The organism is Ammonicoccus luteus, from assembly GCF_050880385.1.
Taxonomy (GTDB): Bacteria; Actinomycetota; Actinomycetes; order Propionibacteriales; family Propionibacteriaceae; genus Enemella.
Map to the genome: position 1 here is coordinate 327,391 of NZ_JBNZCI010000003.1, position 12,714 is coordinate 340,104.

13 protein-coding genes and 1 riboswitch are annotated in these 12,714 nt (G+C 70.3%); of the genes, 5 read left to right on the plus strand and 8 right to left on the minus strand.

What is annotated here, in order from left to right; genetic code table 11:
* Window positions 1-24: 24 nt before the first annotated feature.
* Both ACQ260_RS09360 and ACQ260_RS09365 read right to left on the minus strand, forming a co-directional pair.
* Window positions 25-579: a DUF1129 domain-containing protein gene (locus ACQ260_RS09360; RefSeq protein WP_432559160.1), complete on the minus strand. Its 555-nt coding sequence runs from the start codon at window positions 577-579 to the stop codon at window positions 25-27.
* A 53-nt stretch (window positions 580-632) separates the two neighbouring features.
* On the minus strand, window positions 633-1,727 hold the full coding sequence (locus ACQ260_RS09365; protein ID WP_432559161.1) for a polyprenyl synthetase family protein: 1,095 nt from the start codon (window positions 1,725-1,727) through the stop codon (window positions 633-635).
* 138 nt (window positions 1,728-1,865) lie between these two features.
* Here ACQ260_RS09365 and metF point away from each other — a divergent pair, with 138 nt between their 5' ends.
* Window positions 1,866-2,750 carry a methylenetetrahydrofolate reductase [NAD(P)H] gene (metF, locus tag ACQ260_RS09370; RefSeq protein ID WP_432559285.1) on the plus strand — a complete coding sequence of 295 codons (885 nt, stop codon included), beginning with the start codon at window positions 1,866-1,868 and terminating at the stop codon, window positions 2,748-2,750.
* Between the two features lie 3 nt (window positions 2,751-2,753).
* On the opposite strand, the gene ACQ260_RS09375 is transcribed toward metF, so the two are convergent.
* The 3 genes from ACQ260_RS09375 to ACQ260_RS09385 are packed head-to-tail and all read right to left on the minus strand — an operon-like array spanning window position 2,754 to window position 6,608.
* The gene (locus ACQ260_RS09375; RefSeq protein ID WP_432559162.1) at window positions 2,754-4,955 is read right to left on the minus strand and encodes a HelD family protein; all 2,202 of its coding nucleotides are present in this window, start codon (window positions 4,953-4,955) and stop codon (window positions 2,754-2,756) included.
* Between the two features lie 40 nt (window positions 4,956-4,995).
* Complete coding sequence (locus ACQ260_RS09380; RefSeq protein ID WP_432559163.1) at window positions 4,996-6,000, minus strand: phytoene desaturase family protein; 1,005 nt, start codon at window positions 5,998-6,000, stop codon at window positions 4,996-4,998.
* Complete coding sequence (locus ACQ260_RS09385) at window positions 6,000-6,608, minus strand: DUF4126 domain-containing protein (RefSeq protein ID WP_432559164.1); 609 nt, start codon at window positions 6,606-6,608, stop codon at window positions 6,000-6,002. The genes ACQ260_RS09380 and ACQ260_RS09385 overlap by 1 nt, the downstream gene beginning before the upstream one ends.
* Before the next feature lie 93 nt (window positions 6,609-6,701).
* Window positions 6,702-6,851: riboswitch (FMN riboswitch) on the plus strand.
* Between the two features lie 178 nt (window positions 6,852-7,029).
* Between ACQ260_RS09385 and ribD the strand changes: the two genes are divergently transcribed.
* Genes ribD through ribH form a run of 4 tightly spaced genes read left to right on the plus strand, consistent with a single transcriptional unit; the run spans window position 7,030 to window position 10,499 of the window.
* Window positions 7,030-8,205, plus strand: a complete 1,176-nt coding sequence (gene ribD, locus ACQ260_RS09390; protein ID WP_432559165.1) for a bifunctional diaminohydroxyphosphoribosylaminopyrimidine deaminase/5-amino-6-(5-phosphoribosylamino)uracil reductase RibD — start codon at window positions 7,030-7,032, stop codon at window positions 8,203-8,205.
* A complete protein-coding gene (locus ACQ260_RS09395; protein ID WP_432559166.1) occupies window positions 8,190-8,804 on the plus strand; it encodes a riboflavin synthase in 615 nt (204 codons plus the stop codon). The genes ribD and ACQ260_RS09395 overlap by 16 nt, the downstream gene beginning before the upstream one ends.
* Window positions 8,801-10,024: a 3,4-dihydroxy-2-butanone-4-phosphate synthase gene (ribB, locus tag ACQ260_RS09400; protein WP_432559167.1), complete on the plus strand. Its 1,224-nt coding sequence runs from the start codon at window positions 8,801-8,803 to the stop codon at window positions 10,022-10,024. Before ACQ260_RS09395 ends, ribB begins: the two co-directional genes overlap by 4 nt.
* A gap of 1 nt (window position 10,025) precedes the next feature.
* Window positions 10,026-10,499 carry a 6,7-dimethyl-8-ribityllumazine synthase gene (gene ribH / locus ACQ260_RS09405; protein ID WP_432559168.1) on the plus strand — a complete coding sequence of 158 codons (474 nt, stop codon included), beginning with the start codon at window positions 10,026-10,028 and terminating at the stop codon, window positions 10,497-10,499.
* Here the strand turns inward: ribH and panC are convergent.
* The 3 genes from panC to panD are packed head-to-tail and all read right to left on the minus strand — an operon-like array spanning window position 10,486 to window position 12,634.
* A complete protein-coding gene (gene panC / locus ACQ260_RS09410) occupies window positions 10,486-11,328 on the minus strand; it encodes a pantoate--beta-alanine ligase (RefSeq protein ID WP_432559169.1) in 843 nt (280 codons plus the stop codon). The genes ribH and panC overlap by 14 nt on opposite strands.
* Window positions 11,325-12,185, minus strand: coding sequence for a 3-methyl-2-oxobutanoate hydroxymethyltransferase (gene panB / locus ACQ260_RS09415; RefSeq protein WP_432559170.1), 861 nt, complete (start codon window positions 12,183-12,185; stop codon window positions 11,325-11,327). The genes panC and panB overlap by 4 nt, the downstream gene beginning before the upstream one ends.
* Window positions 12,182-12,634 carry an aspartate 1-decarboxylase gene (panD, locus tag ACQ260_RS09420; RefSeq protein WP_432559171.1) on the minus strand — a complete coding sequence of 151 codons (453 nt, stop codon included), beginning with the start codon at window positions 12,632-12,634 and terminating at the stop codon, window positions 12,182-12,184. The genes panB and panD overlap by 4 nt, the downstream gene beginning before the upstream one ends.
* Between the last annotated feature and the right edge of the window lie 80 nt (window positions 12,635-12,714).

Sequence of the window (12,714 nt, forward strand, 5' to 3'; positions counted from 1 at the left end):
CGCACGAGCAACAGCCGCACGAAATCAGTCGCCCAACGCCTTCCGCATCGACTCGAGCCGTTCCTCGAGTTCGGCGACCCTCCCCTCGAGCGTCGCGTCACCCGGACCCCCAGCCGTCGCCGCGACCCTGTCCGCGGCCTCCACCGAAGGACCGGTGCGGAACTTCATCCAGCCGACCACGATCGTCACCGCCAAGGCCACCGCGATGACGCCGAAACGCAGCAGGTTCTGGCTGTTCGAGAACGAGTTCGCAACGGCATAGAGAAGGGTGAACAGGCCGCCCATGAGCATGCCGTTGCTGAGCACCACCAGACGTTCCCCCAGCACCAGAGCCACGACGAGGATGACCGTCGCGAGGACCAACAGGACGATGCTCGTGTTCAGGCTCCACGTGTCGAGCACGGCCGCATAGGCCTCTGACTCGGCGCGATAGGCTTCCATCTCGGCCGGAGACTTCTCCTCGACCGGATAGTCGAAATTCGCCTCCGGCCGGGGATAGAAGGTTGCCATGCCGATGCCGACAAACGTGGCCAGGGCAAGCCCCAGAAAGAACGAATAGATGACCTGCAATGCCTTCATGCACCAAACGTTAGGCCTGTCCGCGGCGGTGGCCAAACGCCCAGCGGCGGGGGTCAGGCGGTGCGCTGTGTCGCCGCCCGTGCCAGCGTGACCAGCGCAGTGCGACCGTCATCGGTCATCGGGACGTCGAGGGCGGCGAGCGCTCCTTCGAAGCCCTCGCTGATCATCGCCTCCACCAACTCGGGCGCACCCGATTCCACGATGAGCGCGCGGAGTTCCGCGATCTGGTCGTCGTCGAGGTCCGGGTCGCCGAGCAGCCGCGTGAGGAGCGTGCGGCCGGCGTCGGAGGTGCCCGAAAAGGCATGCGCGACGAGCACGGTCCGCTTGCCCTCCCGCAGATCGTCCCCCGCCGGCTTGCCGGTCGTCGCCTCATCGCCGAACACGCCGAGGAGGTCGTCGCGGAACTGGAAAGCCCGGCCGAGTGCGGACCCATAGGCCTCGAGACCGCCCAGCAACTCGTCGGTGCCGCCGGCGAGCAGCGCACCGAACTGGACCGGCCGCTGGACCGTATATTTCGCGGTCTTGTATTCCACGACCCGCGCGGCGGCCAACAACGCGTGTTGGCCATCGGTGATCGGCTCGTGCTGCAGGTGGACATCGAGGAACTGCCCGCAGGTCACCTCGGTCCGCATGCGGGCCAGAGCGGGTCGGGCCCGGGCCAGATCCGACGCGGGGAGCCCCGAGGTGTCGAGCATCTCGATCGACCACAACTGCAGAAGATCGCCGAGGATGATCGCGCCGGCCTGGCCGAACTCGTCGGCCGCGCCGAGCAGCTGCTCGTCGGCGTGCCGTGCCGCCAACTGGCGATGCGCGGCCGGCAGACCACGGCGGGTGTCCGACGAGTCCATTACGTCGTCGTGGACGAGGATGCCGGTGTGAAGCAGGTCGATGCTGGCGGCGGCACGGATCGCCGGCGCGGGGTCCCGCGGCAGTCCGCCGGCGGCGACCGCACCCCACACCGCGAAGGCGGGTCGCATGCGCTTGCCCCCGGCAGTGAAAGCCCTGGCCAGTTCGCCGAGCACCAGCGCCTCGGAACCGACATCGGTGAGCAGGCCACGGCGGTCGTCGATGAACTGGGCGATCTCGGCGCCGATCTGATCCCGCAGGGCGGTGGACAGGGGGTCGCGGGGATCCAGGAGAGTGCTCACAGCTTGAGCCTAGGGGGCTCGGGCCATGATCACTGACTTAGGGTGTCGCGCATGCCAAGCATCTCCGCCGCAGGCGGCTCCGCCGGTGGGCGCAGCCGGCCTTACCCGTTCCCGTCGATCATCCCGAAGATCGACGAGATGCTGGCGTACGCCGAACGACCGCTCTTCTCCTTCGAGTTCTTCCCGCCGGCGACCGCCGAGGCGGAGACGATCCTCTGGCGCACGATCCGCGAGCTCGAGGCACTGGCCCCGGACTTCATCTCGGTGACCTATGGGGCCAACGGCTCGACCCGGGATCGCACGATCAACGTCACCCGCAGGATCTCGCAGGAGACCACCCTGCGCACCATGGGCCACCTCACCTGTGTGAGCCAGTCCCGCCAGGATGTCCGCCGCGTCGTGGGGGCGTACGCGGACGCCGGGGTGCGGCACATCCTCGCAGTCCGCGGCGACCCTCCGGGTGGTCCGACCGCCCCGTGGGTCCAGCACCCGGACGGTCTGCGCAATGCGACCGAACTGGTGCGGCTTGTCGCGTCCCTCGGTGATTTCTGCATCGGTGTCGCGGCGTTCCCCGACATCCACCCCGAGCGGATGGACCCCGAGCTCGACGCCCGCATCCTCGTCGACAAGGCCGAGGCCGGCGCGAGCTTCGCGATCACCCAGCTGTTCTTCGATGCGGATGCCTATTTCGAACTCGTGGAACGGGTGCGCGCCCACGGGTGTGACCTCCCGATCATTCCGGGCATCCAGCCGGTCACCAACGTGAAGCAGATCGAGCGGTTCGCCGAGTTGTCGGGTGCCGAACTGCCGGCCTCCCTGGTGGCCCGGCTGCGGGCGCACGCGGACGATCCAGCGAGCATTCGTGCGATCGGCATCGAGGTGGCGACGGAACTCTGCGAGAAACTGCTCGACGGCGGGGCGCCGGGGCTGCACTATTTCACCCTGAACCGGTCGACGGCGACGCGCGCGATCTATGCCAACCTCCAGGCGTCGCGGCCGCTCAGCCGCAAGCTGGTCGGCTGACGGTCAATCGAGAGTTCCGCGCCACTCCCCGGCGCGTCCGTCGGAGGTGACGTCGAGGGTGACCAGCCGCTGCGTGGGACGGGTGAGGGCCACATAGAGCACCCGGACCCCGCCGGGTGACTCGGCCACGATCTCGTCCGGCGACAGCACGAACACCGCGTCGTATTCCAGGCCCTTGGACTCCAGCGGCGTCACGACGCTGATGCGGTCCGCGTGTTCGGTCAGCGCGGATCGATTGAGAACCCTGTTGACGTGGCCGATGCGCGAGGGCGGGGCAATGACGCCGATCGTGCCCTCCACCTGACCGACCAGCACGCGGAGCTCGTCGACGAGCGCCCCGTCCTGGTCGAGGAGCGTGGTGGCCAACAGCCGCGGCTCGATGTCGGTGTGGCGCACGGCGCGCGGCAGATCGGCGTGGGGGGCGACGGTCTGCACCACCTTCGCCGCGAGCTCGAACACCTCGGCGGGAGAGCGATAGTTGGTGCTCATCCGGAAGTTCCGGTGCGGTGCTCGGCCGATGAGGTCGTTCAGCACCCGGCCGCTCTCCTCCTGGTCCGGCCAGGAACTCTGGGCCGGGTCGCCGACGATCGTCCAGCTGGCCTGCGCACCGCGGCGGCGCAGCATGCGCCACTGCATGGGGGTGATGTCCTGGGCCTCGTCCACGAGCACGTGGGCGAAGGTCTCGTGGGCGTCGGCGAACGGGTCGACCTCGCGGCGCTGGGCGGCGCGGTCGGCGGTGGTCACCACCTCAGCGACATCGGCGCCGTCGGCGAGGAACAGCAGAGGGTCCGCCTCGGCCTCCTCGACGACCGGGCCCAGGATCGCGCCGAGTTCGTCGAGCAGTGCCACGTCGGCGACCGACCAGTCGGCCGCCTCGACATAGCTGGCGGCCAGTCGCTCGGCTTCCTCCCGCGACAGGATGTCGTGCGCGAGCCGCGCGGTGAGACGGGCATCGCCGAGACGGACGAGCACCTGGACCGGGCTCAGGCTCGGCCACCACGACTGCATGAACATGCGATAGGCCGCCTGATCGGTGACGAGATCGTCGAACTCGTCGCGCTCGATCTCGATCTCGTCGGGCTTCAGCTCCCAGAGGGCCGCGAGTGCGCCCTGCTCGGCAGCGCCGCGACCCTGGTTGAGCTTGTGGTGCCGGAGCACGTTCTCGCGGATGCTCGCCAGCCGGTCGGCCGACAGGGTGAGCACCTCTCCCTTGATCACGACCCGCAGCCGGGCCTGGTCGGCCGACTGCGCCACGAGCGGCTCGTTGACCAGCCGGCGCAGCAGCGGCAGCATCCGGGTGGAGCCCTTGATCACGTGCAGCGCAGCGGAATCGACCCGCTCCGCACGGAAACCGAGCACATCGGACGCCACCGAGCCGATCGCGCGCAGGGTGACGGAGTCCTCACCGAGGCTCGGCAGCACCCGCTCGATGTAGTTCATGAACACCCGCGACGGGCCCACCACCAGCACGCCGCCGTTCTCGAACCGGCGACGGTGCGAATAGAGCAGATAGGCCGCCCGGTGCAGCGCCACGACGGTCTTTCCGGTGCCGGGGCCGCCCGAGATGATCGTGAAGCCCTGATAGGGCGCACGGATGGCCTCGTCCTGCTCGGACTGGATGGTCGCCACGATGTCGCGCATCTGCGGACCACGCGCCCGGGAGAGGGCCGCCATCAGCGCGCCCTCACCCACGATGACCAGATCCGTGTCGGTGCTCGTGGAGTCGAGCAGATCGTCCTCGATCCCGATGACCTTGTCGCCGCGACACCGCAGCACCCGACGCCGCACGACCTCCATCGGCTCGGTCGGGGTCGCCCGATAGAACGGTTCCGCGGCCCGGGCGCGCCAGTCGATCACCAGCGGTTCGTAGTCCTCGTCCCGCACCCCGATCCGCCCGATATAACGGATCTCGCCGTCGGTGCGGTCCAGCCGGCCGAACACCAGCCCCTCGTGCTCCGCGTCGAGGACCGCGAGCCGCTTCGCCGCCTGGAAGGCGAAGACGTCGCGCTCGAACAGTCCGGTGCCGTCCTCCTCGCGGACGAAACTCGAGCGGTCGGTCTGGAACAGGGATCGGCCCTCGGTCGCCACCTGTTCGGCGGATCTGGTCGCCTCCTCCAACCGCGCGTACACCGCATCGATATGCGCCTGCTCAACGGCCAACTCGCGCTCGATCACGGCGCTGTCGGGAGTCGGGTCTGCAGTCAAGTCGGGCCAGTCCTTCCCCGGAAAAAACGGACACCTGAGTCTACCCCTCTCCCGGTGGGCCCGTGGGTCCATGATGAGGCTGCTCACCGGGTGGACCGGGACGAGTCCGCTTTCCCCGCCGGCGGTCCTTGTTGGTCGGGTGGATGTTCTCCCCGGTGAGGTCCAGATGCACGGCATAGGCGGCCAGCGCGGCCGACAGCAGCTGGCCGGCCACGGTGCGACCGGCGTGCGTGTGGTCCCCGCAGGTGTACCGTCCCGGACCCACCCGGCTGCCCGTCCGCCGCGGCCACGGGTGCGGGCCCCGCCAGCCGCGGGGCAGCGGTCCGTGGGCGGTGACGACGGCGTCGCAGGACGCGGGTTCGCGGTCGGTCACCGTGACCTTCCGGGTGCGGAGTCGTTCGGTGAGGGCGGTGACGAGTACGCCGCTGCCCGCCGGCTCACCGGCGGTGGTGGTGACCTGCCACAGGCCGAACGTCCGCTCGACCGCGAGCCACATCGCCTCGTCGGCGGGGGACCGGCGTGGCTCGCCCTCCGCGGACTGCCGGATCACCTGGGCGAGCACCGGATGACCGAACCGGCGGGCGAGCCGCTCCACCGATGTGCCCCACCAGAGTTCCTTGCGGGCGGCCCGGAAGCGCGCCGCATCGAACTCCTGTTCCAGACCCAACGGGCGACGGGCCTGCCACACGTCGTCCAGGGCATCCAGCAGGTCCCGCCAGCGCTCGGCGACCGCGGTGCCGAAGGCCTCGCTGAGAACGGCGAACTGTCCGCCGCGCTCGGCGGGCAGCAGGAGCCCGTCGCCGACCGGCCGGGCCGCGACGGCGGTGAGCTCATGCCCCGTGCGGGCCAACTCGGCGGCCAGCGTGCGCCCGGACTTGGTGAACAGGTCCCGCCAGGGCGCGGGAAACGTGAACACGTCCGGGAGGTTCTCCGGGCCGAGCGGTCCGTCGTCGTGCACGAGGGTCACGTCGTGACCGACCTTGGCCAGCCGGGCAGCGACCGCCATCCCCGCGAGCGTGCCGCCGCGGACGGTGACGGCGGGCATCAGTTGGCCGGCATCTCGGCATCGGCGGTGCGTTTGGCGTACCACCTGTGGAAAGCCGCCCACCCGCGCCGCACCCGGTTGAGCGCCCACACCGCCACGACGATGCCGGCCAGCAGCAGGATTCCGGCGATGATCGCCGCCGGGATCGGGAAGAGGACGGCGAAGGTCGTGACCCCGACCGCTGCGGTGTCCTCGGCGACGGAGGCGCCGATGTTCGTCACCGGCTCCGGTGACGTGTTGATCGCCATGCGCAGCGACGCCTTGACCAGATGGGACACCAGCGCGGTCACTCCACCGACCGCCGCCAGGGTGACGGTCACGAGGTCGCCCTGGGAACCGGCGAGCAGTGCGCCGATGGTGGCCCCGGCGACCGGGCGCAGGACCGTCGAAAGCCCGTCCCAGATCGTGTCCACATAGGGGACCTTGTCCGCGACGAACTCGATCAGCGCCAGCACTCCGGCGACGATCAGCACATCGGTGCGCTGCAGGCCGTCGGGCACCGCATCGAGGTCGGCGAAACGACCCAGCAGACCGAGCGCCAGCACGGTGGCATAAGCGTTCAGCCCGGAGGCCCAGCCCGACGTGAAGGCCAGCGGCAACACTTCCATGGGCGAAGATTAGCCGCGTTGGGACGGATGTCCGATCGCAGTCTGCCCGGCCTTCCTGTCGACCCCGGCTGGTGCACCCGCTAGGGTGGCCGCAACGTGCTCCGGGGTCGGTGAAAATCCGAACCGGCGGTGAGAGTCCGCGACCCGGACGCCGCGCGTGCCAGCCAGGCACGATGTTGCGTCCGGTTGACCTGGTGAAATTCCAGGACCGACGGTGAAAGTCCGGATGGGAGGCAGCACGAGCCGACGGGTCCATGGCCCGCAGGGTGGTTGGTCCGTCGGTCGGCGTCAGCGTCGGTGGTCGTTCAGGCGAGGCCGGGCCGTCGCGCCGGTGTGTCCGGCGTGGGTCGCGGTGATCGGTGGGCGATCCGCTGGGTTGCACGCCCGTCCGCCCGGAGTTCGCAGGAGCGAACGGAGGGCGATGATGCACCCACGAACAACCGATGATCCGGTGACCTCTGCCGGCAGCGTTGCACGCGCTCCGGTGCTGTCCCTCGCCGACCGCGTCCACCTCGAGCAGGCCGTCGCCCTTGCTGCGCACGGTCCGGCTGCCGATCCGAACCCGCGAGTCGGAGCGGTGATCGTGGACGCCACCGGCGACGTGGTGGGGGAGGGTTGGCATCGCGGCGCCGGGACAGCCCATGCCGAAACCGTGGCGCTGGCGGAGGCGGGGGTGCGGGCGTCGGGCGGGACCGCGTACGTTTCCCTCGAACCGTGCCGCCACACCGGCCGCACCGGCCCCTGCACCCGCGCGCTGATCCAGGCCGGCATCGCCCGCGTGGTGTTCGCCCAGCCGGACCCCGATCCGCGAGCGGGCGGTGGCGCAGCCGAACTCGGCGCGGCCGGGGTGGCGGTTGCCTCGCCCGCGGCGGGAGATCCCGTCATCGCGCGGGCCGCCGCGCTCAACGAGGCGTGGGCGTTCGCGCTGCGCCACGGCCGCCCCCGGGTGGTGTGGAAGACCGCCACCACGCTGGACGGTCGCAGCGCTGCCGCCGACGGCTCGAGCCAGTGGATCACCGCCCCGAACACCCGCGCCCGGGGCCACCGGTTGCGTGCGGAATGCGGTGCGATTTTGGTCGGCACCGGCACGGCGCTCGCCGACAACCCCTCGCTCACCGTCCGCCTGGCCGACGAGCCCGGCGGGGCAATGCCCGACGGGCGGGCACGGCCGCCGCTGCGGGTCGTGCTGGGCCGGCGGGCCCTGCCCCCGGCCGCGGCACTCCACGACGACTCGGCGCCCACGCTTCACCTTCGGCATCGCGATCCGGCCCGTGCGCTGGCCGAGTTGCAGGACAGAGGCGTACGCCAAGTTCTGCTCGAAGGCGGCCCCACGCTCGCCGCAGCCTTTCTGCGTGCCGGACTCGTGGACCGCATCGAACTCCATCTCGCCCCCGCGCTGTTCGGCGCCGGAACGACCCTCGGCGACTTCGGCATCGGGACCCTCGCCGATGCCTGCCGCCTCACGATCCGCACGGTGGAGCACCTCGACCCGGATGTCGTCATCGTCGCCGACGTCCGCCGACGACCATCCGGCCCCGACCCCATCTCGGACACGACACCAAACAGCAAGGAGACCTGCACATGTTCACCGGCATAGTCGAAGAGCTCGGCGAGGTCCGCGCGCTCACTCTGGGCGCCGAGTCGGCGACCCTCACGCTGCACGGCCCGACCGTGGTCAGTGACGCCCGGCACGGCGCGTCGATCAGCGTCAACGGCGTCTGCCTGACCGTTGTCGCGCATGATGCCGAGACGTTCACGGTCGACGTCATGGCCGAAACCCTGAAGCGCTCGAGCCTGGGCGCGCTCCGGGTCGGCGACCCGGTGAACCTCGAACGGGCCATGCGCGCCGACGGTCGGTTCGGCGGCCATCTGGTCCAGGGACATGTCGATGGGGTCGCCGAGATCGTCTCCCGCACGCCGGGGGAGAACTGGGAGGTCGTGCGCATCGCCCTGCCCGAGAGCCTTGCCCGCTATGTCGTGGAAAAGGGGTCCATCGCCGTCGACGGGGTGTCCCTCACCGTCTCGGACCTGGGCCGCGACGACAGCGACCATGTCTATTTCGAGGTCTCGCTCATCCCGACCACCCTGGAGCTCACCACGCTCGGCCGAAAGCAGCCCGGCGAGATGGTGAATCTGGAGGTGGATGTGCTGGCGAAGTACGTCGAGCGCCTCACCGGTCCGAGGGACAACCGGTGAACATCGCACCGATCGAGGACGCTCTCTCTGCGCTCCGCACCGGCCGCCCGGTCCTGGTCCTCGACGATGCCGACCGGGAGAACGAGGGCGACGTCATCCTCGCCGCCGAGACCCTGACCGATGCCTGGGTGGCCTGGACGATCCGCCACACGTCCGGCTATCTGTGCGCGCCCCTGCCGGAGGCCACCGCCGACGTTCTCCGACTGCCTCTCATGGTCACCGACAACGAGGACCGCCTCCGGACCGCCTACACCATCACCGTCGACGCCGCCGCAGGGATCACCACCGGCATCTCGGCCGCGGACCGTGCCCGGACGCTGCGCGTCCTGGCCGATCCCACGACCACGCCGGGCGACTTGATCCGCCCCGGTCATGTCGTCCCTCTCCGGGCCCGCGGGGGTGGCGTCTTCACGCGCCGCGGTCACACCGAGGCAGCCGTCGACCTCTGTCGCCTGGCCGGGCTGGCCCCGGTCGGCGCGATCGCGGAACTGGTGTCCGAGGACGGGTCGATGCTGCGCACCCCGGGCGTGCTGGCGCTCGGTGCCGAGCACGATCTCCCGGTCATCACCATCGCCGACCTGGTCTCCTGGCGGGACCGCCATGACCGGGTGCGCCGCGGCGCATCCGGTTCGCTTCCGACGCGGGCGGGTGAGTTCAGCGCGACCGCGTACGCCGATCTCCGCACCGGCGCCGACCATCTCGTGCTCGTCTCGCCCCATGGCCTGACCGGCGACCCAGTGGTGCGGGTGCACTCGGAGTGCCTCACCGGTGACGCGTTCGGTTCCGCGCGCTGCGACTGCGGCCCCCAGCTCGACGACGCCCTGGAGCGGATCGCGCGCGAGCCGGGAGCGGTGATCTATCTGCGGGGCCATGAGGGGCGCGGCGTCGGTCTCGCCAACAAACTCGCCGCCTACGAACGCCAGGACTCCGGACTGGACACGATCGACGCGCAGCTGGCACTCGGTCTGCCGGTGGACGCGCGGGAGTACGCCGCGGCTGTCGCGATCCTCGACGACCTCGGCATCGACCGATTGCGGCTGCTCACCAACAACCCGTCGAAGCTCACCACCCTGGCTGAGGCGGGATTCGCGGTGACACGGATGCCGAGCCAGGTCGGTGCGACCGCGCACAATCGGGCGTACCTCGACACCAAACGAGACCGACTCGGCCACTTGCTGGCCATCCCCGACAACGGCCTCCGGGCCCGGAAAGGAGCCTGACATGGCCGGCCACGGAGCACCCACCCTCTCGCCGCAGGGCAGCGGTCTGCGCGTCGCGATCGTTGCCGCGAGCTGGCACACCACGGTCATGGACGGACTGCTCGGCGGCGCACGCCGCGCGCTGTCCGAGGCCGGCGTGAGCGAGGTGACCGAGGTGCGCGTCCCGGGCTCCTTCGAGCTCCCGGTCGCGGCTGCCCGGCTCGCGGCCGCCCACGATGCCGTGGTGGCGCTCGGTGTGGTGATCCGTGGTGGGACGCCGCATTTCGAATATGTGTGCTCGGCCGCCACCAACGGGCTCTGCGAGGTCAGCGTGCGCACGGGCGTACCCGTCGGGTTCGGCGTCCTCACCTGCGACAACGAGGAGCAGGCTCTCGACCGGGCGGGCCTGAACGGCTCGGCCGAGGACAAGGGTCACGAGGCCGCCACCGCCGCGGTCGCGACGGCGGTGACGCTCCGTGCGGTCAGCGCGGGGTGAGCAGAAGGTTGTCGATCAGGCGCGGCTTGCCGACCCTGACCGCCAGCGAGGCCAGCGCACCCCGGGCCGGGTCGATCGCATCGATCTCCCGGAGGTCGTCCGTGTCGGCGATGCTCACATAGCCGACTTGCGCGAGTGGCTCCGCGGCCAGCACCGTCTGCATCCGCGACCGCAGCGCGTCGGCATCGGTCTCGCCCGCAGCCCAGGCCGACTCGGCCGCGCGCAGGGCGCGGATGAGGACGGTCGCCGCCGCGCGGTGGGTTTCGTCGAGATAGGCGTTCCGACTGCTCATCGCGAGTCCGTCGGCCTCTCGGACGGTCGGGCAGATGACCACGTCGACGTCCATCGCGAGGTCGCGCACCATCTTGCGGAGCACGACGCACTGCTGGGCGTCCTTCTGGCCGAAGTACGCCGCCACCGGTCGCACCGCGTTGAACAGGATGTTCACGACCGTCGCGACACCCCGGAAATGCCCGGGCCGTTCGGCGCCTTCGAGGACGTCGGTGACCCCCTCGACGTCGACATAGGTCGAGAATCCTCCGGGATAGATGTCCTCGACCCGAGGAGTCCACACGAGGTCGACGCCGGCGTCGGCGAGCAGGTCGAGATCACGCGCGAGGTCCCGGGGATAGGTCGAAAGATCCTCCGACGGCCCGAACTGGGTCGGATTGACGAAGACGGAGACAGCCACGGTCCCGTGGTCGGCCTTCGCCCGACGCACGAGGCTCAGATGGCCCTCGTGCAGAAAGCCCATAGTGGGCACGAGGGCGAGCGGAGTTGCCTCCGCCCGCGCAGCGGCCAACTCGGCCCGGGTGGTGACGATCCTCATCGGTGCTCCTCGGCGTCCGACCCGCCACCGGTGGCCGAAAGCGCCTCGGTCAGGACGGCGGCATCGAGCCGCGCGGCGTTCTCGGGGCCCGGGAAGGTCCGTGCCCGCACTGCGTTGTCATAGTCCTGCAACGCCTGCACCGCTGCCCGGCCCAGGGTCGCGAACCGGTGCGTGTGCCGAGGCCGGACCTCTTCATAGAGACCGAGGATGTCGTGCCAGACCTGCACCTCGCCGTCGCAGTCGACCCCGGCCCCGATGCCGATCGTGGGAATGGACAGGCGTCGGGTGATCTCCGCGGCGAGCGGGGCCGGGATGAGCTCGAGCACCACCGCCCAGGCGCCGGCCTCCTGGACGGCCTCGGCATCGGCCAGGAGTTGTCGGGCCCGGTCGACGCTCTTGCCCTGCACCTGGAGGCCGATCTGGTGCACCGACTGCGGAGTGAAGCCGAGGTGCGCCATGAGGGGGATTCCGGCGTCGACCAGCGTGCGGATCGTCGCCGCCTGCGCCACCCCGCCCTCGAGCTTCACCGACTGGGCTCCGCCCTCGGCCATGAGCCGGCCGGCGGACCTCAGCGCTTCCTGCGGTGTCGCATAGGTGAGGAACGGCAGGTCCGCGACGACCAGTGGCCGCTGGGCCCCGCGCAGCACCATCCGGGTGTGATAGACGATCTCGTCCAACGTGACCGGCAGCGTCGAGTCGCGTCCCTGCATGACCATGCCGAGCGAGTCACCGACGAGGATCATCGGGATGGTTGTCTCGTCGATCAGCCGGGCGCTGGTGTAGTCGTAGGCCGTCACCATGCTCAGCCGCTCGCCCGCCGCGCTCTGCGCGACGATGTCGCGGATGCTCACCCTCATCGGGTCACCGCCGGCTCGTCGATCTCCGCTTCGTCCAACCGGGGCATCAGCGTGGCGCCCCGCAGTGCGTGCGGGTCGTCGCGGCTGGTGATGATCTCGGCGATGCTGTTGTCGGTCGGGTCGACCAGGACCACCTTGGGGTGCCAGTCCGCGGGGACCGGGGTCAACACCTGCTGATAGGCCATGATGATGACGAGATCCCCGGGCTGAACCAGGCGCGCGGCAGCGCCGTTGAGTTGGATCTCGCCGGAGCCCCGGGCGCCGGGGATGGTGTAGGTCTCGAGCCGGGCGCCGTTGTCGATGTCGACGACTTGGACGCGTTCGTAGACCTCGATGCCTGCTGCGTCGAGCAGGTCCTCGTCCACGGTGATCGACCCCACGTAGTGGAGGTCTGCTGCTGTCACGCGGGCGCGGTGGATCTTGCCGCTGACCATGGTCTTGAACTGCATGTGATCCTCTCGGGATTCACGGCGCGGGGGGCGCCAGTTCAGGTCTGCCAACCCGGAGTGGGCATGGCAGCGTCCGCCGC